The 25,605-nt window shown below is 63.1% G+C and carries 20 protein-coding genes and 1 pseudogene; 8 read left to right on the forward strand and 13 right to left on the reverse strand.

What is annotated here, in order from left to right; genetic code table 11:
* Window positions 1-32 precede the first annotated feature (32 nt).
* The 6 genes from GJ700_RS01095 to GJ700_RS01120 form a co-directional block, all read right to left on the reverse strand.
* On the reverse strand, window positions 33-1,316 hold the full coding sequence (locus GJ700_RS01095) for a rhamnogalacturonan acetylesterase (RefSeq protein WP_154370803.1): 1,284 nt from the start codon (window positions 1,314-1,316) through the stop codon (window positions 33-35).
* Window positions 1,307-4,156 (reverse strand): glycosyl hydrolase 115 family protein, encoded by a 2,850-nt coding sequence (locus GJ700_RS01100; protein ID WP_195763733.1) that lies wholly within the window; start codon window positions 4,154-4,156, stop codon window positions 1,307-1,309. The genes GJ700_RS01095 and GJ700_RS01100 overlap by 10 nt, the downstream gene beginning before the upstream one ends.
* Complete coding sequence (locus tag GJ700_RS01105) at window positions 4,111-5,493, reverse strand: enolase C-terminal domain-like protein (RefSeq protein WP_154370805.1); 1,383 nt, start codon at window positions 5,491-5,493, stop codon at window positions 4,111-4,113. The genes GJ700_RS01100 and GJ700_RS01105 overlap by 46 nt, the downstream gene beginning before the upstream one ends.
* Window positions 5,494-5,642: 149 nt before the next feature.
* Window positions 5,643-6,398 (reverse strand): carbonic anhydrase, encoded by a 756-nt coding sequence (locus GJ700_RS01110; protein ID WP_154370806.1) that lies wholly within the window; start codon window positions 6,396-6,398, stop codon window positions 5,643-5,645.
* A gap of 39 nt (window positions 6,399-6,437) precedes the next feature.
* Window positions 6,438-8,060 carry a methyl-accepting chemotaxis protein gene (locus GJ700_RS01115; RefSeq protein WP_154370807.1) on the reverse strand — a complete coding sequence of 541 codons (1,623 nt, stop codon included), beginning with the start codon at window positions 8,058-8,060 and terminating at the stop codon, window positions 6,438-6,440.
* A gap of 119 nt (window positions 8,061-8,179) precedes the next feature.
* Window positions 8,180-9,796, reverse strand: coding sequence for an alpha-N-arabinofuranosidase (locus GJ700_RS01120; RefSeq protein ID WP_154370808.1), 1,617 nt, complete (start codon window positions 9,794-9,796; stop codon window positions 8,180-8,182).
* Between the two features lie 214 nt (window positions 9,797-10,010).
* Between GJ700_RS01120 and GJ700_RS35175 the strand changes: the two are divergent.
* A pseudogene (locus tag GJ700_RS35175) lies at window positions 10,011-10,136 on the forward strand (cache domain-containing protein); the annotation flags it as partial.
* Between the two features lie 75 nt (window positions 10,137-10,211).
* On the opposite strand, the gene GJ700_RS01130 reads toward GJ700_RS35175, so the two are convergent.
* The 3 genes from GJ700_RS01130 to GJ700_RS01140 all read right to left on the reverse strand — a co-directional run bounded on the left by GJ700_RS01130 (window position 10,212) and on the right by GJ700_RS01140 (window position 13,616).
* Window positions 10,212-11,876 (reverse strand): DUF5597 domain-containing protein, encoded by a 1,665-nt coding sequence (locus GJ700_RS01130; protein ID WP_371867773.1) that lies wholly within the window; start codon window positions 11,874-11,876, stop codon window positions 10,212-10,214.
* 150 nt (window positions 11,877-12,026) lie between these two features.
* A complete protein-coding gene (locus tag GJ700_RS01135) occupies window positions 12,027-12,476 on the reverse strand; it encodes a cache domain-containing protein (protein WP_229506722.1) in 450 nt (149 codons plus the stop codon).
* Window positions 12,477-12,602: 126 nt separating this feature from the next.
* The gene (locus tag GJ700_RS01140; protein WP_154370809.1) at window positions 12,603-13,616 is read right to left on the reverse strand and encodes a ribonuclease Z; all 1,014 of its coding nucleotides are present in this window, start codon (window positions 13,614-13,616) and stop codon (window positions 12,603-12,605) included.
* A gap of 191 nt (window positions 13,617-13,807) precedes the next feature.
* On the opposite strand from GJ700_RS01140, the gene GJ700_RS01145 reads away from it, so the two are divergent.
* A complete protein-coding gene (locus GJ700_RS01145) occupies window positions 13,808-15,559 on the forward strand; it encodes an extracellular catalytic domain type 2 short-chain-length polyhydroxyalkanoate depolymerase (RefSeq protein WP_154370810.1) in 1,752 nt (583 codons plus the stop codon).
* A 51-nt stretch (window positions 15,560-15,610) separates the two neighbouring features.
* On the opposite strand, the gene GJ700_RS01150 is transcribed toward GJ700_RS01145, so the two are convergent.
* On the reverse strand, window positions 15,611-17,029 hold the full coding sequence (locus tag GJ700_RS01150) for a sigma-54 interaction domain-containing protein (protein ID WP_154370811.1): 1,419 nt from the start codon (window positions 17,027-17,029) through the stop codon (window positions 15,611-15,613).
* A 280-nt stretch (window positions 17,030-17,309) separates the two neighbouring features.
* On the opposite strand from GJ700_RS01150, the gene GJ700_RS01155 reads away from it, so the two are divergent.
* From GJ700_RS01155 to GJ700_RS01180, 6 genes are all read left to right on the forward strand, one after another.
* Window positions 17,310-18,698 (forward strand): GntP family permease, encoded by a 1,389-nt coding sequence (locus tag GJ700_RS01155; protein WP_154370812.1) that lies wholly within the window; start codon window positions 17,310-17,312, stop codon window positions 18,696-18,698.
* Window positions 18,699-18,720: 22 nt separating this feature from the next.
* Complete coding sequence (locus tag GJ700_RS01160; RefSeq protein WP_154370813.1) at window positions 18,721-19,503, forward strand: 3-hydroxybutyrate dehydrogenase; 783 nt, start codon at window positions 18,721-18,723, stop codon at window positions 19,501-19,503.
* 10 nt (window positions 19,504-19,513) lie between these two features.
* Window positions 19,514-20,071 carry a PAS and helix-turn-helix domain-containing protein gene (locus GJ700_RS01165; RefSeq protein WP_154370814.1) on the forward strand — a complete coding sequence of 186 codons (558 nt, stop codon included), beginning with the start codon at window positions 19,514-19,516 and terminating at the stop codon, window positions 20,069-20,071.
* Window positions 20,072-20,073: 2 nt separating this feature from the next.
* Window positions 20,074-21,495: a sigma-54 interaction domain-containing protein gene (locus GJ700_RS01170; protein WP_154370815.1), complete on the forward strand. Its 1,422-nt coding sequence runs from the start codon at window positions 20,074-20,076 to the stop codon at window positions 21,493-21,495.
* Between the two features lie 111 nt (window positions 21,496-21,606).
* Entirely contained in the window at window positions 21,607-22,059 is a 453-nt protein-coding gene (locus tag GJ700_RS01175) for a cache domain-containing protein (protein ID WP_154370816.1), read from the forward strand.
* A gap of 10 nt (window positions 22,060-22,069) precedes the next feature.
* A complete protein-coding gene (locus tag GJ700_RS01180) occupies window positions 22,070-22,468 on the forward strand; it encodes a carboxymuconolactone decarboxylase family protein (protein WP_154370817.1) in 399 nt (132 codons plus the stop codon).
* A 1-nt stretch (window position 22,469) separates the two neighbouring features.
* Here the strand turns inward: GJ700_RS01180 and GJ700_RS01185 are convergent, their stop codons facing one another.
* The 3 genes from GJ700_RS01185 to GJ700_RS01195 are packed head-to-tail and all read right to left on the reverse strand — an operon-like array spanning window position 22,470 to window position 25,604.
* On the reverse strand, window positions 22,470-23,438 hold the full coding sequence (locus GJ700_RS01185) for a CE1 family esterase (protein ID WP_229506723.1): 969 nt from the start codon (window positions 23,436-23,438) through the stop codon (window positions 22,470-22,472).
* Between the two features lie 17 nt (window positions 23,439-23,455).
* Entirely contained in the window at window positions 23,456-24,133 is a 678-nt protein-coding gene (locus GJ700_RS01190; protein ID WP_308700636.1) for a response regulator, read from the reverse strand.
* A gap of 1 nt (window position 24,134) precedes the next feature.
* Window positions 24,135-25,604, reverse strand: a complete 1,470-nt coding sequence (locus tag GJ700_RS01195; RefSeq protein WP_154370819.1) for a DUF4118 domain-containing protein — start codon at window positions 25,602-25,604, stop codon at window positions 24,135-24,137.
* Between the last annotated feature and the right edge of the window lies 1 nt (window position 25,605).

The following is a 25,605-nucleotide window of genomic DNA, read 5'->3' on the forward strand; positions in this document are numbered from 1 at the left end:
ATGACCGTCCGGCACACTGCGGGCCCGGTCGATTAATCGCCCCGCGGCCGCTCGGCGCTCCTGGCGGGACTGGCGGGGACCGCAAACTGCTCCAGCGCCATCGGACGGGCCGGGTCGACCGCGCCCAGGTCGGCGCTCAGGTACTGTGCGGCCGGCAAGCCGGTTTCGCGCAAGCCCTGCGCCACCAGGCGGGCCAATATATAGGCCCCGTACGCATTATGGTGGGTATTGTCGATCTGCTTGCCGGGCGGCGCCGCGAACAGCGCTTCGGACGCCCGGGCCCCCATTGCCTTGTACAACTGCCGGCTCATCGCGTGCAAATCAATCAACGGGACATGCATTTCCTGTGCGGTCTGCCGCACGGCATCCGCGTAATCGTTGAGCGTGGTGCTCATGTTGCCTTGCGCATCAAAGCGGCGGCGCTCCACCGACGTCACGAGAACCGGCACGCCACCGGCCGCGCGCACCATGTCCACATGGGTTTTCAATTCATGTTTATATGTCGTGAAGGGCGCGCTGACGCCGTCGAACAACTGCTTCTGATCATTGTGGCCAAACTGGATCAATACCAGATCGCCCGGATTGAGCAGGGAAACCACCTTGTCGATGCGTCGCCGCGACAGCGATGCGCGCAAACTCTCTCCCGATTCCGCATGGTTGGCCACGGCGATGCCCTGCCTGAAAAAGCGCGGCAACATTTGTCCCCAACTGGCGTACGGTTCGTCGGCCTGGTCCGCCACGGTGGAATCGCCCAGCAAGAACACGGTGGGCACTGCGACCGGCACCACCTCGATGGTGCGCACGCCGCCGCTTTCCGCATGGATTTCCAATGTCAGCCGGTTATCCCAGGCCGCCGCCTCGCCCTGGGTTTCACGGGGAAGCAAGTCGACCTTGCCTTCGGCCATGCCGTTCTTCGCGGCGATGGCGGGGTTGCGCAGATTGACCGTGAAGCGGCGCGCGGCGGCATTGGCCGGCGTGTGATGCCCCGTGTCGCCCTGCTCCACCATCAGGCGCCGCAATTCAGCCTTGACGGTGGCGCGGGCGGCAACTTTCGCGTTTTGGAAGGTGATCACGACATCGTAATTGCCTTCCGTCAGCGCGGCGGAAAACTGCCATGGCTTGCCGCTCCACGGCGACGTGCCGTTGTCGAAGCCATATCCGCGCGCCGGCTGGTACGCCGTGCCCGCCTCCACGGCGACGCCGCCCGCCGCCGCGGAAGGGGTGAAGTGGAACACCGTGGGCGGCGCGGCCGCCCGGGCGGGCCATGCAACGAGGCCGAGCAGCGCAAGCGCCAGCGTAAATGGTTTCACTGCCATAATGCTTCCTCTCCCGCCGCCGGCGACAAGGGCTTGCCATAGTATTGCGGCGCGCCGTCAAAGGCGACCTCGATGCGGTCCAGGATGACGCCAGGATCGAGCGCCACCACTGTCAGGCGATGACGGCCAGGCGCCAGCGCGCGCAATTCATGCACCCGCACGGCGCTATTGGACAAGGTGTTTTGCTTCCACTCGTCGCTGCGGCCAAACGTTTCAAAATCCAGCAATTGCCAGGGACCGCCATCGAGGCTGTAGGCCAGGCGCACGCCATTGGCCGACGTCAGCGCGTGGGCCGGCACCGTCACGAACTTGAGCCGCGCCGCGCTTGCCGTATGACTGACGAAATCGTATTCGAGCGGCGGGCGGGCGCCGGCGGCGTCCAGCGCCACCGATGCTTGCGCGAAGTCCGAGCGCATGCTGGCGCCGTAACTGCCCAGACCAGGCAACATGGTCCACCCCGCCGCCGCCTTCGCGCCAGCCGATGGCAGCGCGATGATACGGTCATGTTCGGTCGGCAGCGGTTCGCCGGCGCCCGGGGCCAGCACGAGATTAGCCGCTACCCGCGCCTCGCCGCACGCCAATTCCAGCCGCCCGCGCTGGCCCTTGCCATCGTAGCGCACCTGGATGCGCTGCTCGTATCCGTTATCGGCATCGAGCTCGCCGTCGGCCGGCGTCAAGGCATAGCCAGCCGGCATTGCCATGGCGCGCCAGCGCAGCGTGCCCGCCCCATAGTTGACCAGTGTCAGCGTCCTGGTCTCGGCCCTGCCGGCAGTAAACACCAGGCGGTCGGCCCCGCCCGGCAACGCTGCGGGGTACGCCACCGCGCAATCCTGGCGGGCCGGTTTGCCATAGCTGGCGAAGACGGGAGGAGCGAACACGGGCAGGCGGCGTGGCGCGGCATCCATCATGCCCTGCCATTTGCCCTGGTTATAGGTCCGGGTATCGTCATCGATGGCGCGCTGGGCGCGCTCGGCCTGGCGGGCATAGTGCTCCGCCGCCGGCCGGCCTTCGCGCGCCAGTTGGGCCGCCAGCTCTTGCTTCAGGATGCGGGAATTCAAATTGGCGCTGGCGCGCACCGGGTACAGCACCAGCTGGAAATAAGCGTCGCGCTGCGTCGCGGGCAATACCCTGTGGACGGCCTCCGCGCGCCGTACCAGCGCGGCATAACGCGCCAGCCGCTGCTCGGCCTCTTCGCCGCCGGAACGCAGGTAATCCGTCTGGCGGGTCACGGTGACCGGTTCCACCTGGCTGAAGCCCATGAATTCGGGCCGCCGCTCCCACGCCAGCTGGTAATAGCCCAGCATGATGGCCGCGATCTCTTCCGCGTGCCCCGCTTCGAATTGCCGCGACAGCCATCGCACCAGGTGCTGCCGTGGGGACAGGGTCAATTGTTCCTGGTCGAACGCGATGTCGAGAAAATACTGCGTCAGGTACTCAAGCGGCTTGATATCGCCGACATTGGCGATCCACAGTTTGTTGGTCCCTGTCGCCACGGCCCGTTCCAGCTGGTCGCGGATCAACGCGGGATGGGTGGTGCCCAGCCATAGGTAGTCGTGCGGGCGGCCCCAGTACGACAAGTGGTAATACAGTCCGGTTCCGCCGGCGCGCCCGGCCTCCTGCGGGGTGCTCAACTGGTGCATATAGCCATAGTTATCATCCGGCCAGACCAGGGTGATGTCGTCCGGGACTTGCAGGCCGGCCTTGTATATGTCGAGCACTTCCTTGTATAAGGTCAGCGCCTGCGGGATGCGCGAGGCGGGCTTGCCTTGCGCCGCGCTCAGCAACCCGCGCTGGAGATCGATCACGGCCGCCGTGCCTGTGACCTGCCTGGCCACCGTGTCCGCGCCTTCCATGGCGCTGTCATGCACGCCACGGATGCCGACCGAATACATGTTGTCAAATCCTTTGACCTGGTTGACCCGCTGGGCCCAATAGCGCACCAGCGCATCGCGGTTGGTGAAGAAATTGAAGTCGCCCTGCTGCTTGTCCCACTCGCGCACATTGTTGCGCATCATGGGCTCCGCATGCGACGTGCCTACCACAATGGCGTAGTCGCGCGCCATCTGCGCGTTGCCCGGGATTTGATAGAACGGCTTGGTGGATTCATGCATCGCGGGCCAGATGACGTTGGCTTTCAGGCGCCACAGCAATTCGAAGATCCGCCCATAGGTCGCCGGTCCGATATCGTTCGCCGGGTCGCGCCGCGCGGCCCAGGGTTGCAGGCCCCAGTCTTCGTCATTCAAGAACACGCCGCGATATTGAACCGAGGGACTGCGGGAGGCTAGCGGTTCGTCCGCCGCCTCGATGCGCTGGCGCCGCACCGGATGCACATCGGCCCACCACTCCCAGGCGGAGACACCGATTTCACGCGTCAGGTCGATGACGCCATACACCGCGCCGCGCGTATCGGCGCCGGCAATCAGCATGATCTGGCGGCCCGCATCACGGCGTGATTGAAACACCACCCGCTGATATCGCTCCCACTTCCCCTTCAGCGTGGCGAGGTCGATGCCCTCGTCCTGCGCGATACCCCGGACCAGCGCGCTGTCATGGCGGCCGATGACAACACAGCGCCGCCCGCATGCGTCGATGCGGCTGCTGGTGGCCGGATCGACGCCGCTGACCGCGCCGACATCGCGCCGCAACAAATCCGCGGCCAACCGCATGGTGGCGTCGTCTTCATAAACAATCGTCGCGCTTCCCGCCGGGCCGGCCAGTTCGAAACCGGCATGGCAGGCCGGCACGCAGGCTAACCACCCCAACAGCAGGGTGGCGCGGCGTAATGTGCGGCTGATCATGGCCGGCCCGCCAGGCTGGGCCGCTTGGGGTGGTAGGTCCACCCAGGCGCCAGGTAACGCATGGCGACCGCGTCATCGCGGGCGGTGCCGGCGACTTTCTTATACAGCGCGTGCGCCGCGCCAATGCGGTCAAAGTCCGGCGTCACCCCCAGGCCCGGCGCCCGCGGCACCGCCACTTCGCCACCGGTGATTCTCAACGGTTCCCGGGTCAGGCGTTCCCGCCCTTCCTGCCAGATCCAGTGGGTATCGATGGCGGTAATCTCACCCGGTGCAGCCGCCGCCGCATGGGTAAACATCGCCAGCGACACGTCGAAATGGTTATTCGAATGCGAGCCCCACGTCATGCCCCAGTCGGCGCACAGCTGCGCCAGGCGCACGGAGCCCTGCATGGTCCAGAAGTGCGGGTCCGCCAACGGAATATCGACCGCCCCCAGCAGGTGGGAGTGCGCCATTTGGCGCCAGTCGGTGGCGACCATGTTGGTGGCCGTGCGTATCCCGGTGGCCCGCTTGAACTCCGCCATGGTTTCGCGGCCGGAGTAGCCGTGCTCCGGGCCGCACGGGTCTTCCGCGTAGGCCAGCAAGTGGGCGTTGCCCTTGCAGACGGCAATCGCTTCGGCCAGCGGCCACGCCCCGTTCGGGTCCAGGGTCACGCGCGCTTCCGGGAAGCGGGCCTTGATGGCCGCCACCGCCGCCATTTCCTCGGCGCCGCGCATCACGCCGCCCTTCAGTTTGAAATCGCGGAAACCGTATTGGTCAACGGTCGCGGCAGCCAGGTCAGCGATGGCGTCCGGCGTCAGCGCTTCCTGGTGACGGCGCTGGTACCAGCCGTCTCCGGTCGACGCCAGGTACGGCAAGTCGGTCCGCCGGCGGTCGCCGATATAAAACAGATAGGCCAGCATCGGCACGCTGTCGCGCTGCCGGCCGTTGCCGAGCAGTTCGCATACCGGTACGCCCAGGTGCTGCCCCAGCAAATCCAGCAGGGCCGCCTCGACAGCGGTGACCACGTTCTCCAGGCGCAGGTTGATTTCATGCGGCTGCTTCAGCACCTCGGCCTCGGCGGCGGACGTCACCTGGTGCCGCTGCGCGCCGCCGCCAGGCGCAACGGCATGCCGCACGGTGTTGAGCGTGCCGTTGTAGCGGCCAATCTCGCTCCCCACCACCAGCGGAATCGATTGTTCCAGCACGCTGAATATGCCGGCGCCACCAGGAACTTCTCCCATCCCGATATGACCCGCATTGTCTTCCAGCAGCACCAGCGTGCGCGTGAAATACGGCGCGTGCGCGCCGCACAGGTTCAGCAGCATGCTATCGCATCCCGCCACCGGAATCACACGCATCGCGACAACGGTGGGCGTCCCCGTGTTGGCTACTCCAGTCATTATTTTTCCCACCCTTTTACCTGGCCAAGTAATGTTTTAGTACATCATGAAGGGTGTCATCATATCGAATTGGGCAGCGGCACAGCTATGCCATTTTGCTCAATGTTATGCATTATTGATATAGGCCGGCGCCTGCCGCCGGCCAGCCGTTATTCGCTGACTTCGACCACCCGCTCATTCAGCGGTTGCTCGGGACGCGCATTCATCTTGTAGAGTTTGCGGAAAGCAGCAAGCTGTTTTTTCGACAATTCAGCTGGATGTTTCAACACTTGCCACTGCACGCCGTCGCTGCAGGGCGGCGTAGTCAGCGACCCCATGAATTTGTAATACGCGCGCTTGGCCGGCAACACGTCGGCCGGGCTGAAACTGGCCAGCTGCAACGGCTTGCCCTCGGCCGGCAAGGCATTGAACACCGGCGCCAGCGTCTTGTTCTCGCGCCCTTGCTTGAACAGCACCGCAACCACCGACAGCTTGCCCTCGGCATTCTTGTGCACGAAGTGCGCCACCATCGGGTAATGCACGCCATTGATCTTTTCCTCGCTCGGCGTGTGGAAGTGGAATTGCAATAAATTCGTGGTCTGGTCGCCCACCTTCATGACACTACCGGCAGGCAGATTCACTTGCACCGTGTGGCCATTATTGATGACTTCAGCACTCCCGGCCACGTAATTGAGGTCCAGCGCAGCCAGCGGCGCTTTTTTTGCCTGGCTTTCCACAATGTTGATCGGCGACTGTTCCTTGCTCAGTTTGCAGGCGGCATTCGCCTGGTCCAGTTCGGCCCAGTGCGCCGGATCGGTCTTGCCTTCATAACTCCAGTGCGCCGCCGCGGCATGATCCGCAGCGCCGGCCGCGCTGGCGGCAATTACCAGCATGGCGCCGATAGTCGACTTAATTGTTTTCTTCATTGTTTCCTCATTTGAAAAAGGTTGTATTGCATGATTTCGTCAATATCCACCGTGCGGCAACGCCGCCACGGGTGCAGGAAGGGCAAGCGCCGCCACCTCGGCGCGTACTGGCGCGACAGCGCCCGCGCCCTTGAACTTGAATACGCTGACCACGTGCGCCAGCGTATCGGCCTGCTCTAGCAATGCCCCGGCCGCCGCCGCCGCTTCCTCGACCAGCGCGGCGTTTTGCTGAGTCACTTCATCCATTTGCGCCACCGCCTGATTGATTTGCTCGATGCCGGCGGTCTGCTCCTGGCTTGCGGCCGTGATTTCAGCCATGATGTCGGTCACACTCTGGATACTGGCCACCACGGCTTGCATGGTCGAGCCAGCCTGATCCACCAGTTTGGCGCCGGCGCCGACCTTGGCCACCGAATCGCCGATCAGCACCTTGATTTCCTTGGCCGCCGAGGCCGAACGTTGCGCCAGACTGCGCACCTCGCTGGCGACGACGGCAAAGCCGCGGCCCTGCTCGCCGGCGCGGGCGGCTTCGACAGCCGCGTTGAGCGCCAGGATATTGGTCTGGAACGCGATGCCGTCGATGACGCCGATGATGTCGACGATCTTGCTGGACGAGGCATTGATTGCCGCCATCGTATCGACCACTTGCGCCACCACCGTCCCACCCTGGATCGCCACCTCGGTGGCTGAAATCGCCAGTTGATTGGCCTGGCGGGCATTGTCCGCATTTTGCTTCACGGTGGCCGTCAATTCCTCCATCGACGAGGCGGTTTCTTCCAGCGAACCAGCCTGCTGTTCCGTGCGCGTTGACAGGTCAAGGTTGCCGCTGGCGATCTGGCTCGATGCGGTGGCGATCGTATCGGAGCCGCGGCGCACGTCGCCGACAATGCGGATCAGGTTATCATTCATTTCCTTCAACGCCGCCAGCAACTGGCCGGCTTCATCGCGGGAATCGACCGTGATCCGGCTCGACAAGTCGCCGCCGGCGACGGTTTGCGCAATGGTGACCGCCGCGCCGATCGGGCGGATGATCGACACCGTCATGTACCAGGCAACAAACGCACCCAACAGGATTGCCACAGCGCTGATAGCCAGCATGGCGTTGCGGGCGCGCAGGTAACTGTGTTCGGCTGCCTCCTGGTCCTTGCCGCTTTTAACTTCTTGCAGGTCGGCGAATTCCTCGATGTCCTTCTGCCATTGGCTGTTCACCGGCCCGGCCTGTTTCAGCAGGAATACCACCGCCTCATCTTTGCTGGTCTTGGCCATGTCGCTGAATTTATCGTTCATCGCCAGCGCCTCGGCCTGGCTGCGCTTGATCTTGGCAATGAATGCCCGGCCCGCTTCATCCAGTGGCATCTGTTCCAGCGCGCGCAATGCCGCGTTATATTGCTCACGAGCAACATCAATTTTCTTGCGCTCGGTTTGCGCGGCGCTGTCGTCCGACAGCAGCGCAATGCTGCGGATCACACGCGCCTCGATATGGGTCGACTTCGACAAGTCTTCCAGCAAGCTGATCTTACGGGCGTTAACGTCGACGATATGGTGCAGCTGCAGGTTGGTGCTGCTCATCCCATTGATCCCGACGCCCGCCACGATCGCCAGTAACAGCAATACGACACCAAACCCCATCCCCAGGCGTACACCTATTTTCAGGTTTTTCATTGTTGTTCTCCTCTATCCACAAAGTACAGCCACTCGCCATCATCTTTGTGTAGAACAACCTTAACGAAAACCGCATCGATGCATAATCAGCGAATCCCGATACCGCCATCAGGAAATCCTTACCGCGCCCCAGTACCGCTTGGCTGGAGTTCCAGTACCGTTACGGATTTGGCGGGGAACTCGGCGCGCAATTGCCCATCCACGATCGCCACGCCTTTCAGGGCAACGGGAACGAAGCGGTCCGCCGCATCGAAATCGTTGTGCGCATCCATGGCCCCCGCCGTCAGCACCTGCCCCGTCACACTGCGCGCGGTAAAGCCCTTCAGCCTGGCGGACACTTTGATGCTGTGGTGCGGATCCAGGTTGGCGACGGAAATGTGGATCTTGCCATCCGCGCCGCGCGATGCCGAGACGCTGAGCGCGGGGATGGAGACTTCGCCGTGTCTGTATTGCGGCGATTGCAGTTCAACAGGAATATGCGTGGCATCCTGATGCACCTGGTACATGTCGAACACGTGATAGGTCGGCGTCAGCAGCATTTTTTCCTTGTCCGTCAAGATCACCGATTGCAGCACGTTGACCATTTGCGCGATATTGGCCATGCGCACGCGGTCCGAATGGTGGTGGAAAATGTTCAGGGTCACAGCCGCCACCAGCGCATCGCGCAGCGTGTTTTGCTGGTACAGCGACGAGGGCTGGTTGTTGGCCGCCTTGTACCACGTGCCCCACTCGTCCACGACCAGCGCGACCTTTTTCCCGGGATCGTGGCGGTCCATGATGGCGCTGTGTTTGCGAATCAATTCATCCATCGTCAGCGCGCGTTTCAGGGTCGAGATCCATTCCTTTTCAGGGAAGCCCGCCGAATCACCCATCTTGAACCAGTCATTGCTCGCCAGCGTATAAAAGTGCAGCGCCAGGCCGTTGAACAGCGGCTTGTCGACGTTGTACAGCAGCGGCGCCACGGGCCTTTCACGCCAGTCCATGGCGCGCTCCATCACGGTTTCCGTCCAGTGGTAATCATCGGAATCCGGTCCCGCAGCAACGAAGAACGGCTTGTTTTTCGAGTAGCCATGCAGGAAGCCCTGATACAGCCGGTACTGGTCCGCGTAAAACTCCGCCCGCATTTGGCCGCCGCAGCCCCAGCTTTCATTGCCGACGCCGACAAAGGGTACGTCCCACGCCGCCTCCTGGCCATTTTGTTGCCTTGCTTTGGCGGCCGGCGTGCCGGGCGGCGCCGTCATGTATTCCATCCACGCCTTCCCTTCCGCCGTGGTGCCAGTACCCATATTGACACCGACATAGGGTCGGGCGCCGACCTGGCTGACGAAATCCATGAATTCATGGGTGCCGAACGCATTGGTTTCCTGGATATTGCCCCAGCTGGTATTGGTGCCCAGGGGGCGCTTGTCGCGCGGCCCGATGCCGTCCTGCCAGTGATAGACGTCGGCAAAGCAGCCGCCCGGCCAGCGCACCACCGGCACGTTCAGCTTGCGCAGCGCCGCCACCACGTCGTTGCGAATGCCGCGCGTGTTGGGGATGGCGGACCGTTCACCGACCCAGATGCCTTCATAGACGCCGCGGCCCAGGTGTTCGACGAAATGGCCATACAGGTTGCGGCTGATTTGCGCGGCGGGCTGGTCGGCACGGACGTCGAAGGTGGCGTCCAGCTGCGCAGCACAAGATGCCGACGCGGCGGCCAGCGCCAGTGCCGCCGCGATGAACTTCTTGTAAAACATAATCTCTCCTTATTGTATTGGTATCGATAACATTATCCAACGAAAGCCCACCCCGGGATGATTTTTTTTGCACGCCCGCCACAACACGCCAGCAGGGCCGACGCCATCGCGCTGACTGAAAAGGCCGTGGCGGATATGCAAGGATTTCGCATCCCCGGGCGGCGGTTTTATCCAGGGCGAACTGTATGTCGCCGTGCAGGACATGCAGGTCAACATGGTCTGCCACCCCATCGGGCCGAAAATGAACGGCAAGAGCATGCTTGACCTGCAAGATGCCAATGGCAAGTACTTCACGCGGAAATTCAGGGATGTCGCCCAGCAGGGCAAGCCCGGCTGGGTAGACTATGTGTGGCCCAAGCCCGTCACCAAGGCATTGGAGCCCGGCCTTCAGGCCCGTCGCAAGCAGCCGGTTGGATTAATACGTCGCGATCGTCACCTTCAGCACCAGCGGCTTACCCTTGAAGTTCAAGCCGTAATCGACCTGGTCGCCATTCCACAGGCGCTCCATGACCCACTTGCCGGCGCCATCGAAGTGCCCTTCCTCAACGCGGTCCCACAGCGACGGCTTGCCCGCGTTAACGCCGTCGCCATCGAGCTTGATGCGCGCATACTGGCCAACGATGATGAATGTATTGTCGCCCGTTTGCGCGATGGCCACGCCGCCATTCGGCGTTTCCGTGCCGGCCGGCGTATCCTTGAGGTCGGGGAACCAGGTTTTTTCACCGAATTGCCATTCGCGGAACGACACCGTGGCTTTCCAGTTTTTCAGCGCGATGGTTTGCGGCGTGCGCTCGTCGCTCTCCGCCACGCCATGGGTGCGGCCTTCGAACGCCCACTTGGCCCACAGGCGCTCCATCGGCCGGAACACGGCCATGATGTTGCCAAACGGCTCGGCCATGGCTTTGTCCGTGCCTTTCGCCCCCAGCGGGAAATTACTGTAGTCAAAATAATCGATGCCGAACGGCGCCACGCCCAGCGAACCGCGGCCGAGGATCTGGTACAGGTAGCGCGCATAGTTGGCCGAGTTGCCCATTTCCGGCACCATCAGCGCATTGTCGGGACGCTGGAACAAATCCAGATCGGCCGCGACCTTGGCGGACTCCGGCTGGTAAATGTCGGGCGCCGCGATATCGATATGCGGCGCGGCGGCCTTGTAGATATCGATCACGTCGTAGGTGGGGCCGCCGGGCACGAAGTTTTCGTTTTTCCACGGCACGATGGGCGCCAGCGGATCGCGCAAGTTGTTATTGACATACATCGGCAAGTTGTAGACGGCGCGGCCGGCCTTGGCCAGTTCCTCGACGTAGCGGGCGAACGACCACGCATGGAAGTATTCATCGGCATACGGGCCGTACACTTCGCTCCAGGTTCCCGACGCGGCGCCCGGCACCGGCGATTTTTTACGCGCCAGCACCGCCGGCGGCACGGCCTGGCGGAACGCGGCTTCGGCTTTCGCGCCATAATCGCGCGCCTGGCTGTACGTGCCCATCTCGTTTTCCACCTGCACCATGATGACGGTGCGGTGATCCTCATCGAGCTTGCGCAAATGCGTCATGAATGCGACAAATGCCTTGCGGTCCGCCTTCAGCGTTTCTTCGCCAAACGGCGACATGCAGTAAATCGGCTTACCGGCCTTGTCGACCATGCGCGGGAAGCGCTGGTTGTCGAACTTGGCCCAGCCCGGCATATATTGCGGCGTGGTGTTTTTCCACGCACCGAACCACAGCAGCACCAGGCGCACCTTGTGCTGGCGCGCCTGCTTCACCAGCGCATCGACATAGCTGAAATCGAACTTGCCTTCCACCGGCTCGACCTGTTCCCACGCCACGGGAATTTCCAGCGTATTGGCGTGGACATCCATCACGGCCGGCCAGACTTGCTTGAGCGCGGCCACGGAATTGCTGGAATTGTGCGCCTGTACGCCCAGTATCGTGAACGGCGCGCCATCGACCATCAGCGCATGGCGGCCATCTTTCTGCACCAGTTGGGGCAAGGGCGCGGCGGCGCCGGCTTGCGCGGCCAGTGAGGCCAGTGAGGCGGCAACCACGGCAGCGGCGATGGAACGGGGGAATGTGAACACGGCGGATCTCCTGTTGTTATGGAACTGCGCAGCGTGTTGTTATCGATCACACGCCGCACTTCCCATGCTAACGAAGTCCGCCATCACCGATGTATGCAATTTCCCGGCAGAACTATGCCGTTTTGTCATACACCGGACATACTTTGAACCTTACTTGCCTTTGTAAATCCCCGCCTCCAGGATCACATCGCCGCTTTTCATGAAGTACGTGCTTTTCTTTTCAATCACACCCGTTTGCGGGTTGTTGTAACGGTAATCGACCCAGCCTTTGCCTTCCTTCGCGGCGCGGTCGATGATCTCCTTGCGGAACAGCTTACCGTCCGCATCGGGCAGCACGACGGCATTCTTGCCCACCAGTTTAGGGTTGGTGGGGTGCGCCAGCTGGGTGCCATCCAGCGCGCGCACGGTCAGGTACGTATCGGGGCGCACGAATTCAGGATTCTTCGCGTTGACTTCCTTGATCAATGCCTCTTTGCCATTCTTTTGCAGGAAGGCCACGCCTTTGTCGACCATGGCGATGGCGACGGCGGTGTCGTCCGCGGCGTGGGCAAGGGGCGCCATCAGGGCCAGGGCTGCAATCATGGTGGTGAATTGTTTCATATCCCGATCTCCTTTGTTAAATGCTTGTGCAGCAAGTGTAGCCTTAACCGCCCCAAATGACAGTACGCTTTTATACGTATTAGCGTTCGTTGCGCCGAAACGACTGTGGCAAGCCATGCCGGAATATCAGGACTGTACCGCATCGCCCCGCTCAGTGCGAGGCGCGGGCCGCTGCCTCGGCGGCGGGGCCAGCTTGCCGAGCACACCATCCGTGCTCAGTTCATACTGGTCGAAATCGCTGGCCAGGAACAGGTTGCCGCCGTAATGCTGCCTCCCTTCCGCTTGCAGTTCCGCCATCCCTTCCGGATTGTCATAGCGGGCGCTGAAATGCGTGAGGACCAGATTCGGCACGCCGCGCGCGGCGGCGAATTGGGCCACCCGCTGCACGGAACTGTGCGTCGGTCCCGGCCCCACCTTTTGCAGCATGGCTTCCGTGTAGGTCGCTTCATGCACCAGCACTTGCGCATCCGCGCAGGCATCGTGCAACAGCGACGGCGTATCGTTGTCGCCGCCAATGACCGCGACGGCGCGCTCCGTGTGCTCGCTGCGGAATTCATCCGCCCGCAATACGCTGCCATCGTCCAGCGTGACGTCTTCGCCGGCCTGCAGCCGGCCCCACAGCGGACCGCGCGGCAGCCCGCGCGCCTTCAATGCGGCGCCATCGAGGTGCCAGCGCGTCTTGCTGACGTCGAAGCGGAATGCCACGCTGGGCGAGCGGTGCGACAGCGGATGGCGCTCGATAATGAGTCCCGGCTCCTGGTGCACCAGCTGGTGGGGCGCCACGTCGACATGGATCAATGGAAAAGTCAGGAACAATTCCGTGTGCAGCAAAGTCGAATCCAGCCAGGCCTTGACGGCTTGCGGCGCAATCAGGATCAGGGGCCGCTTGCGTCCCGTCATCGAGGCGCTGGCCAACAAGCCCGGCAAACCATAGCTATGATCGCCATGCACGTGGGTAATACAGATCCCCACCATGTCGTGCACGGACAGCGGCGTGCGCTGCAGGCGGTGCTGCGTGGCTTCGCCGCAATCGACCAACCACCAGTCACGGCCCTTGGGGACGTGAACGGCCAGCGCGGTGACGTTGCGGCGGATGGTGGGCACGCCGGACGACGTGCCGAGAAAGGTGAACTTGAGCATGCCGCATTGTACGCGGACCGTACCCGTCACCGTAAAAATACGGTGTCTGAATTGTGCGCACTTTTTAGTCCTACCATGGCGGTTCCCGGTGAGGAGCAGGGCCGCCTCCCCCAACGGACCTGCCCTTGCCGGATCCCGTAGTTTGCATCGTCAACAGGATTTCAAATCCGCACACCACAATGGAGACACCGATGGCAAATACCTTACCTTCAGCAGCATCTTCCACCTTGCGTCCCGCAGTACTGGCAGCCGCCCTCGCCTGCGCCCTGCAAGCGCAGGCAACACCGGTCGCCTTGCCGGCATATAACGTCGACATCAACCAGTCGTCCGTCTCCGGCCTGTCGTCCGGCGGTTTCATGGCCGTGCAATTGCACGTGGCGTTTTCGTCCACGTTCAAGGCGGGCGCCGGCATCGTCGCGGGCGGCCCGTTTTATTGCGCGCAAGGTTCCGTGACCAACGCCACGGGCCCCTGCATGGCGGCCACCGCCACCAGCAAGCCGCCCACGTCGTCACTGATCAGCACCACCAACAGCTGGGCCAGCCAAGGTTTGATCGATCCCACCAGCAACCTCACCAATTCCAAGGTCTACCTGTATTCCGGCACTATCGACAGCACCGTCAAGCAACTGGTGATGAACGAGGCGGAAACGTACTACAAGAATTACGTTAACAGCGCCAACGTTTTCTACAAGAAAGACATGGCGTCCGAACACGCGATGGTGACGGATTACTTCGGCAGCAGTTGCAGCGTGAAAGGCAGCCCGTACATCAACAATTGCAACTTCGACCTGGCCGGTGAAATCCTCAAGTGGATCTACGGCCCGCTGAACGCGAAGAACACGGGTACCCTGGGCGGCACCTTCATCGAATACAACCAGACCGAATTCATCGCCAGCCCCACGACCCACGGCATGGCGGCCACCGGCTGGGCCTATGTGCCGGCAAGCTGCGCCGCCAACGGCCAGTGCAAGGTGCACGTGGTGGTGCACGGCTGCCAGCAGGATCCGACCAAGATCCAGGATAAGTACTACCGCAACACGGGCTACAACAAGTGGGCCGACACCAACAACATCATCGTGCTGTATCCGCAGACGGCGCCCAGCAGCACGGGCAATCCGAACGGCTGCTGGGACTGGTGGGGCTATGACGATGCGAACTACGCCAAGAAAAGCGGTCGGCAAATGGCCGCCATCAAGGCCATGGTGGACCGCGTCGCTTCCGGCTACAGCGCATTGCCAGCGCCGACCGGCGTGGCCGTCAGCGGCGTGACCGATACGTCCGTGTCGCTGCAATGGAGCAGCGTGTCCGGCGCGGCCGGCTACAACGTCTACCGTGGCGGAACCAAAGTCAATGGCAGCACGGTGACCGGCACCACGTACACGGATTCCGGCCTGTCGTCCGGCAGCAGCTATACGTACACGATCCGCGGCGTGACGTCGCAGGGCGCCACCGGCGTCGAATCCGCCCCCGTCAACGCCACCACCACCGGCAACCCGCCGCCGCTGGCCGTGCCTGCCGGGCTGGCGGTGACGGGCCAGACCGCGACCACGGTTTCGCTGAGCTGGAACGCGGCCAGCGGCGCCACCGGTTACCACGTGTACCGCAACGGCGTCAAAGTCAACGCCACGCCAACCGGCGGCACCACGTTCACGGACAGCGGCCTGACGGCGTCGACCAGCTACAGCTATGCGGTGACGTCGTTCGCGGCGGGACGGGAAAGCGCGTTGTCGTCACCGGTGTCGGCCACCACGTCGTCCGGCTTCGTGTGCACCACGACGACTTCCAGCAACTATGCGCACGTGCAGGCGGGACGCGCCGTCAACAGCGGCGGCTATGCGCTGGCGTTGGGGTCGAACCAGAACATGGGGTTGAACAACACGTTCTATACGACGACTTTGGCGCAGACGTCGGCGGGGTATTACATTATCGGGAATTGCCCTTGATGCATTACCGCAGCGGTTGACGTTATCTCTGCGCGGGCTTGGCGGCTTCCATCAAGCCGCCAGCTTCAACTGCGACAACTTTTCATACAACGTCGCCCGTGAAATCCCCAGCATCTGCGCCGCCACGCTCTTGCGCCCGCCCGCCGCCTGCAACGCCCCGAGAATCGCCTGCCTCTCCGCATCGGCCACCACGTGCGCCAGCGGCATGACGGGTTGCTGGCGCGAAGATACGGCGATCGTGTCCTGCGGCAGAATGCGGGCGAAATCGTCCGCGTCGAGTTGCTTCGATTCGCTGTACAGCACCGCCTTTTCCAGCACATTGCGCAACTCGCGCACATTGCCCGGCCAGTCGTAGCGGGACAGATACGCCAGCGCGGACGGCGTCATGTCGCGCCGCGCCATGCCAGTGCGTTCGTATATTTGTTCCAGCCCGCTTTCGCACAATGCTTCCAGGTCGCCCAGGCGCTCACGCAGCGGCGGCAAGGTGATCGACAGGACATTGAGCCGGTAATACAGGTCGGAGCGGAAACGCCCCTGCGCCACCGACTGTTGCAATGCCACGCTGGTGGCGGCAATGATGCGCACATCGACTTTCACCACCTTGTTGGAGCCCAGCGGCTCGATTTCCTGTTCCTGCAGCACGCGCAGCAGCTTGGACTGCACTTGCAGCGGCATGTCGCCCACTTCGTCGAGGAACAGGGTGCCGCCATGGGCCAGCTTGAATTTGCCGTCGCGGCCCTTCTTGTCGGCGCCCGTATAGGCCCCCGGCGCGGTGCCAAAGAATTCCGCTTCCAACAAGCTTTCCGGGATGGCGGCCGCGTTGACGGCAATGAATGGTTTGCTGGAACGGGGCGATTGAGCGTGGATCGCTTGCGCCAGCAATTCCTTGCCGGTCCCCGTTTCCCCCAGCAACAGCACGGTGGTGTCGAGTTCCGCCGCGCGGCGCGCCTGGCGCTTGACTTCCATGCTGGCCGGGCTGTTGCCCACATAGCTGGCCATCGTATACCGTGGCCGCCGGTTTTCCGCCAGTTGGCGGCGCGTATCGGCCAGTTCCTGCTGCAGGCGCGAAAACTTGTCCAGCAGCGGCTTCAAATGATGCATTTTCTCGTACAGGCAGAAACCCACGGCCCCCACCACCTTGCCCTGGCGGTCCGTCAGCGGCAGGCGCGTGACGACAAAGGTTTCGCTGCCGAACGCCATCAAGTCCAGCAAGATCGGTTCGCCGGTGGTGACGACCTGGCGCAGCAGGCTGTGGGGAATGATTTCCTCGATATCGCGGCCCAGCAGCGCTTGCGGGTCGGGCGGCAACCCCATGATTTGCAGGTAGCGGTCATTGATCCAGACAATGCGCGCCTGGGCGTCGACGGCAATGGTCCCCTCGCAAATGTCTTCCAGCCGCTGCAGCAGTGCGGGCGTCGCCAGGTTTTTCAGGCCTTCCGGATTCTCTGTAAACAGCTGGGTCAGATTCATGGAACGGGTATCCTTGTAATTGGACAACATTTTGGTTTGTGGCCGAAGTGTCCAGTCTTTCAGTCGTTGTCCAGATTTCTGGACTTCTGAAAATTCATTAGTTTCATATACTTACATGATTTAGATCAAAGATGTGTACGGAAATCCGGACACTTTCCTATCCAGATATTTCTACCGTAAATATCTGAAATAACTAAGTCATTGATATATAAGGATTTACGTAATCTGGCACGGTTAGTGCAATAAGTTGGGTTCCATTCTTATAAGGGGACCCTGCACCATGAGCCTGATTATTGTTTTGCTATCTCTTGCACTGCTGATGTACGTAGCCTACCGCGGCTTCAGCGTCATCCTGTTTGCGCCGGTCGCCGCCCTGCTGGCGGTGTTGCTGACCGATCCATCGCTGGTACCCCCGATGTTTTCCAGCGTCTTCATGGACAAAATGGTCGGCTTCGTGAAACTGTACTTCCCCGTGTTCCTGCTGGGCGCCGTGTTCGGCAAGGTGATCGAGCTGTCCGGCTTTTCGAAGTCCATCGTGGCGCTGGTGATCCGCCTGGTGGGCCGCGAACGGGCCATGCTGGCGATCGTCATGGTGTGCGCGGTGCTGACGTATGGCGGCGTGTCGCTGTTCGTCGTGGTGTTCGCCGTCTACCCGTTTGCCGCTGAAATGTTCCGCCAGGGCGATATCCCGAAACGCCTGATCCCCGGCACCATCGCACTGGGCGCCTTCACGTTCACGATGGACGCCCTGCCCGGCAGCCCGCAAATCCAGAACATCATCCCGACCTCGTTCTTCCAGACCGATACCTGGGCCGCGCCATGGCTGGGTGTGACGGGTTCCGTCTTCATCCTGATCTGCGGCCTGGCTTACCTGGAATGGCGCCGCCGCCAGGCGCTGGTGCGCGGCGAAGGCTATGGCGCGGGCCACAGCAACGAACCGGAAGAATTCACGCATGAAAAGCTGCCGCATCCGGCGCTGGCGCTGTTGCCGCTGCTGCTGGTGGGCGTGCTGAACAAGGTCTTCACGCTGCTGATTCCGATCTACTACGGCAAGACCCACAGCATGACGCTGGCCGGCGCGGCCAAGCCCGTCGCCACCGAAGTGACCAAAGTCGCCGCCATCTGGGCCGTGGAAGCCGCACTGCTGCTGGGCATTCTCAGCGTACTGGCGCTGGCGTGGAAACCGATCCGCGCACGCTTCTCGGAAGGCACCAAGACCGCGATCTCCGGTTCGCTGCTGGCATCGATGAATACCGCGTCCGAATATGGCTTTGGCGCCGTGATTGCCGGCTTGCCGGGCTTCCTGGTCGTGGCAGACGCGCTGAAATCCGTGCCGAACCCGCTGGTCAACGAAGCGATTGCCGTCACCACCCTGGCCGGCATCACCGGTTCCGCCTCGGGCGGCATGAGCATCGCGCTGGCCGCCATGTCGGAAACGTTCATCCAGGCCGCCAACGCCGCCAACATCCCGCTCGACGTGCTGCACCGCGTGGCCTCGATGGCCAGCGGCGGCATGGACACGCTGCCGCACAACGGCGCCGTCATCACGCTGCTGGCCGTCTGCGGCCTGACGCACCGCGTGTCGTATGGCGACATCTTTGCCGTCACGTGCATCAAGACCATGTCGGTGTTCGTCGTGATCGGCACGTATTACATGTTTGCCCACTAAGACAGGAAAACAGGAGACTCGCATGCTGAACAACAAATCCGCCATCGTCACCGGCTCCACCAGCGGCATCGGCCTGGGCATCGCCCGCGCGCTGGCTGAGCAAGGCGCCAATGTCATGCTGAACGGCTTTGGCGACAGGGCCGCCATCGACGACCTGGCGGCCACCCTGGCCGCCGCCCACGGCGTCAAAGTCCTGTACAGCGACGCCGACATGAGCCGTCCCGGCGAAATCGAAGCCATGGTGCGCGAAGCCGAAGCGGCGTTCGGCGCGGTCGACATCCTCGTCAATAACGCCGGCATCCAGCACACGGCGCGCGTTGAAGACTTCCCGCCGGAAAAGTGGGAACAGATCATGGCGATCAACCTGTCGTCGAATTTCTACACGATCCGCGCCGCGCTGCCCGGCATGCAGCGGCGCGACTGGGGCCGCATCGTCAATATCGCGTCCGTACACGGCCAGGTGGCGTCGAGCAACAAGGCCGCCTATGTGGCGGCCAAGCATGGCGTGATCGGCCTGACGAAAACCGTGGCGCTGGAAAATGCCCGCAGCAATATCACGTGCAATGCGATTTGCCCCGGCTGGGTCCTGACGCCGCTGGTGCAAAAGCAGATCGACGATCTGGCCGCGCGCGAAGGCATCTCGGCCGACGCTGCTCAGGCGCGCCTGCTGGGTGAAAAGCAGCCGTCGCAGGCCTTCGCCACGCCGGAACAGATCGCCGCCGCCGTGCTGTTCCTGTGCTCGGACGGCGCGCAGCAAATGCGCGGCGCGGCGCTGACCATCGACGGCGGCTGGACCGCGCAATAAGGACGATGCCATGAGCGCTTTCACTCCCATCGATTACGAAGACATCTTCCAGCTGGCGACGGTCGGTATGTGTGTATCGCGCCAGCGCACGCTGTATTCCGCCAACGAAGCACTGGCCGGCATTTTCGGCTATTCCCGCGCCGACCTGGCGGGACAGTCGCTGGAAATGCTGTACCCCACCCTCGCCGAGTTCGAGCGCATCGGCGGCCGCATTGCCGATGCGCTGGCGTCCGGCGGAGCCTACACGGACGAGCGCATCATGCGGCGCGCCAGCGGCGAACTGTTCTGGTGCCGCGTGGCGGGCCGCGCGCTGATGGCTTCCAATCCCCACGCGGTCGGCGTGTGGACGTTCGAAGACTTGAGCGGCCGCCGCCCCGTCGCCGTCGGCATGACGCCGCGCGAACGCGAAGTGGCGGCGCTGCTGCTGGAAGGCCAGACCAGCAAGCGCATCGCGCGCCGCATCGATCTCAGTCCCCGCACGGTGGAAATGCACCGCGCAAACCTGATGCGCAAATTCGGCGTGTCGACGTCGGGCGCACTGCTGCACAAACTGGCCAGCCTGAATTGACCATGCCTGTCCAGTCGACACAAGCCTTCCTGACCAATGCCGCGGCGATCCACAAGCACGCGATGCGCACGCTGTTCCGCCAGCTCGACAGCCTGTACGAAGGGGCCATCGTGGTGGACCGCCAGGGCCGCATCGCGTGGATCGACGATAAATACCGCGCCATGCTGGGCTTGCGCGACGCGCAGCAGGCGCTGGGCAGGGAAATCGAGCAAGTCATCCCCAACAGCCTGCTGCGCGACGTGATGCGCACGGGCGAACCGATCCTGCTGGACATCATGGAATTCGGCCAGCAAACCTTTGTCGTCACCCGCCTGCCGCTGGAGAGCGACCAGGGCGACGTCATTGGCGCGGTGGGCTTCGTGCTGTACGAGCAGCTGCACCAGTTAAAGCCGCTGGTGGCCAAATTCACGGCGCTGCAGCAGGAACTGGCCGCCGCCCGGCGCGGGCTGGCGGAACGCCGCGGCGCGAAATATGCGCTGGACGATTTCGTGGGCCGCTCGGCGGCCTGCCTCGAAGTCAAACGCCACGCAGCGCGCGCCGCCCAGCTGGACGTGGGCGTGTTGCTGCTGGGCGAAACCGGCACCGGCAAGGAAATCCTCGCCAACGCCATCCATGCGCTGTCGAACCGCGCCGCCGCGCCGTTCATCGGCGTAAACATGGCCGCCGTCCCGGAAACCCTGCTGGAAGCGGAATTCTTCGGTGTGGCGCCGGGCGCCTATACCGGCGCGGACCGTCGCATCCGCGACGGCAAATTCAAGCAGGCGGATGGCGGCACGCTGTTCCTCGATGAAATCGGCGACTTGCCGCTGACCATGCAAAGCAAATTGTTGCGCGTGTTGCAGGAGCAGGAATTCGAAATGCTGGGTTCCGGCAAGGTCATCAAGGTCGACGTGCGTGTGATCGCCGCCACCAGCGTCGACCTGGCGGCCCTGGTGGCGCAGGGCCGCTTCCGCTCGGACTTGTATTACCGTCTCAACGTCCTGCAAATCAACCTGCCGCCGCTGCGCGACCGGCTGGAAGACCTGGACGTGCTGTGCGACGCGCTGCTGCAGCAGATTTATGAACGGCACGGCACGCGCCGCCGCAGCATGACGCCGCCCGCGCTGGCCCTGCTGGGCGCGTACCGCTGGCCCGGCAACGTGCGCGAATTGCGCAATGTGCTGGAACGGGCCTGCATCCTCAGCGACAGCAGCCGCCTCAGCGCCGATGCATTCGACGCCGTGCTGCCACTGACCGTCCATGGCCACGGCGCCGCGCAGCCGGTGCGCAACTATGCGGCGGCGCTGGCGGAGTTCGACAACACCATCACGAGAAACGCGCTCGATGCGACCGGCGGCAACGTGGTCGCCGCAGCAAAGCTGCTGGGCCTGTCGCGCGCCACCATGTACAAGCGCATGGCGAACATGAAAAACGTAACCCCGTAGGGCGGTTTCCGCCGGGGCGGAAGCCGCCATGCATGCGTCACGGGAACGCATGCGCGGCGGCCCGCCCCCCCGAACCGCCCCACGTATTCCAATCCACCCAAGGAGCTTGACATGAAATCAAATTTTAAACGCGCCCTGTGCGCCATCTCCCTGCTGGCCATCAGCAGCACCGCCCTGGCCCAGCACACGGCCGCCGACGCTTCAGCCATGGTGCGCAAAGCCGTCGTGTACCTGAAAAAGAATGGCAAGGAAAAACTGCTGGCCGAAGCCAGCAACCCGAAAGGCGCGTTCGTCGACAACGACCTGTACCTGAGCATCTATACGCTCGATGGCAAGGTGGCGGCGCATGGCGCCAACCCGAAACTGATCGGCGTCGACGTCAGCCAGCTGCGCGACGCCAACGACCGCTACTTCATCAAGGACATCCTCGGCGCCGCCCGCTCGGCAGGCAGCGGCTGGGTCGATTACAAATGGGTCGATCCCGCCAGCAAGGCGCTGCGCGACAAATCCGTCTACCTGGAAAAGGCGGACGACCTTGTGATTGCCGCCGGCTTTTACAAATAAGGAGAATACGATGGACCAGCAATTCCGTGACGGCCTGCAAATCCGCAAACAAGTGATGGGCGACGGCTACGTGGAAAGCGCCTTTGCCCGCGCCGACGCCTTTACCCGCCCGCTGCAGGAATTCATCACGCGCAACGCGTGGGGCACCGTGTGGTGCCGCGAAGGCATCGATTTGAAAACCCGCAGCTTCCTGACCCTGGCCATGCTGACCGCCATGGGCCGTTCGCAGGAACTCAAGGGCCACATCCGCGGCGCGCTGAACAACGGCGCCACCATCGCGGAATTGCAGGAAGTGCTGCTGCACGCGGGCGTCTATTGCGGCGCCCCGCTGGCCATGGATGCGTTCCGCGCGGCGCAGGAATGTTTACAAGAGCGCGGCGATTACGCGGCCATGGTGCAGGCGGAGTGAATCATGGATGGGCGGCGGCGCGTTTATCCTTGAAGAACGCCCACACTTCCTGTTCCGTATCGAGATCGTGGTTCATGTCGCCCACCAGTTTACCCAGCAGCCATGGCAGGGACTCGGTTTTCGACGCATGGACATGGCCGCCGCCGTCCACTTTGACGAACACCACTTGCAAGCCGGCGGGGTCCTGTCCCCACGTATAACGGGTGGCTGCGGTGTCGTCGCCAGGTTGCAAGTGCGGGAAACGGTACACGTCCGCCGCGTCCGGCAATCCCGCCAGCTTGCGCCAGACCGCCACCGACTCCTCTGCGCCCAGCCCGGCGCCCCGGCCCTTCAGCATCCAGCTACCCAGCTTGCCTCCGCCATAGGGTGCGATCTTGTCGTCCGTCCCATGGCTGATCCAGACCGGCAGCGGATGGCGCGGCGCTGGGCACAGGCTGTTGGCGGGCATCAGCGCGCTTTGCGCGGCAATCGCCGCCAGGCGCGCGCCCAGTTCGATGCCGAGGCGGTAAGCCATGGTGCCGCCGTTGGAGCCGCCATACACGTAAATCCGGCCCGGGTCCGCGTTGTACCTGGCGATGGCGGTATCGATCAGGGCTGAAATGAATGCGGTATCGTCGCTGGCCGGATTGGTGGTGGAATCCGCCTTGCAATCGTTCCACGCGGCTTTGCCATCGCTGGCCACCAATCCCTGCGGCGCCATCAGCACAATGCCTTCGCGCTGAGCCAGCATCGGCCAGGCATCCGAACGGTAGCCGCCGAAGGCAGTTTTCCCCATCAGTTGCGCGGCACTGGCGCCATGTCCGTGCAGCAGGATCACCAGTGGCCGCTTGCTGCCATTGCTGGAATCCGGCTGCTGCACGAGGTAATGCCGCTGGCCTTCCGGGCGCTCCATGGTGGCGTCTTCGATCACCCGCGCCTGGGCGTTCCCCAAGGTCAGCGCCGCCAGCATCCATCCGATTATCCGATTCATAGCCATCCTTTTCGTTGTTATTTCTGGAAGCGGTAGCCAATCCCCGTCTCGGTGAGGAAGTGTCTCGGCTGCGTGGGATTGGCTTCCAGCTTGCCCCGCAAATGCGCCATGTGGATGCGCAGGTAATGCGTGCGCTCCAGATAGCCCACACCCCAGACGCGCCGCAGCAGTTCGCGGTGCGTCAGCACCTTGCCCTCGCTGGTGGCCAGCGTTTCCAGCAGCTTGAATTCCGTCGGCGTCAGGTGCACGGCCGCGCCGCCCTTGTCCACCGTGTGCTTCTGCAAATCCAGCATAACGTCGCCGAACGTCACCACCGTGACGGGTTCGGCCTGCTCGCCGCCGCGCCGCCGCATGTGCGCCCGCACGCGCGCCAGCAATTCCGGCATGCCGAACGGCTTGGTGACGAAATCGTCCGCGCCCGCGTCGAACGCCGCGACTTTTTCCGCTTCCATCTGGCGCGCCGACACGATAATGATGGGCGCCACCGTTTGCGCCCGCAACTTGCGCACCAGTTCCCCGCCATCCATGTCCGGCAAGCCCAGGTCGACCAGCAGCAACACCGGGTCGCACGCGGGCAACAGCCGCAACCCCTCTTGGCCACGGCTGGCTTCCTCCACGCGGTAGCCCTGGGCGGCCAAGGTGGACACCAGCATGCGGCGGATTTCCGCGTCGTCTTCGATGACTAAAATGGACAAATCAGTCTGCATAATCGAGCGGCATGGATTCAGTGATTGGAATAACAAATATCGCACAGCAGCCTTTGCCGGGGCGTCCAAAGATACGCAAGCGCCCGCCGTGTGCATCGCAAATCGCCTGGCAGATCGACAGTCCCAGGCCACCATGGTCGCGCGGCTTGTCACCGTCCGGCGCCAGTACATTGGCGATGGCCAGCGGATGCGCGATGCCGCAGCCATTATCGATCACCGATAACTGCAGGCTGCGCTGGCGGAAACGGGCCCGTACTGCGATGCGCGTGGCGCCGTGCGCATGCCGCACCGCATTGCCGATCAAATTGTCCAGCACCTTCTCGATCAGCAGTGCATCGAGTTTCACCAGCGCCAGCGTTCCCTGGATTTCCGAATCCACCACCAGCCCGGATGCCTCGCCGCGCCGGCCCTGGATCGCACTGCCGATGAGTTCATCGATGGATGCCCAGTCCGCGTTGAGGACGATGCCGTGCTGGCTGAAACGGGCAATATCCAGCAAATTCGTGACCGTCGCATCCATCCGCAACGCCGCCCGGTGCAGGCGGGTGGCCGTGTCGGCTCCAGTTCCCTGCATGGCCAGTTGTTCCGCCAGCCCCACCACCGTCGTCAATGGCGTGCGGATGTCGTGCGAAATACTGCTGAGGATGGAATTGCGGAAGCGCTCATTCTTTTCCGCCAGCCGCGCTTTCGACGCGACATCGATATTGTGCACGCGGTCCAGCGCCAGCGCCAGTTGCACCGACGCGGTTTGCAGCCACCGTTCCTGCGCTTCGCTCAGGCGCGCGACCTTGCCCGACAGCGCCAGCAGCATGACGCCGGACACGCGCTCGCGGGCCTGCAACGGGAAATAGACGACACCGGCGGACGTCACCGGCGCCTGGGCGCCGCCGGGACGCTGGCGCAGCATGGCGCCGGCGATTTTCCGCATGCCGACCGTCAGACGCGGGTCCGCGTCGTCAGCGGAAGCAAAGCCCGGCGGCAGTATCCACGCCTTCGCGTCGAACAGGCCGCCGACGAATTGTTCGCCGATGCGGCGCACGTCGTCCGCGTTTTGCGCCGACAGCAAGGCGTCGCCCATGGCCCGCAGCGATTCCGACAGCTGTTCCCGCGTTTCCGCCAGCGTGGTCTGCGTCCGCAGGCTGTCCACCAGCCGGCTGGTGACCAGCGCCACGGCCAGCAGCATGGCAAAGGTCAGCACGTGCTGCGGGTCGTGCACTGTCAGCGAATCATAGGGCGGCACCAGGAACACGTCGAAGAACAGCACCGCCAGCACGGACCCGGCGAAACCCGCGCGGCTGCCCACCTTCACGGTCAGCCAAACCACGATCAGCAGGTAATACAACGCCAGGTTGGCGTCCAGCAGCACCCCACGGAATGGCGTGACGACCAGTGTCGCCACGCTGCACACCACCAGCGCGATCAATACGCTTCTGAACAGTCCTACCGGTTCTTTCTTCACA

Source organism: Pseudoduganella rivuli, from assembly GCF_009674485.1.
Classification (GTDB): domain Bacteria; phylum Pseudomonadota; class Gammaproteobacteria; order Burkholderiales; family Burkholderiaceae_D; genus Rugamonas; species Rugamonas rivuli_B.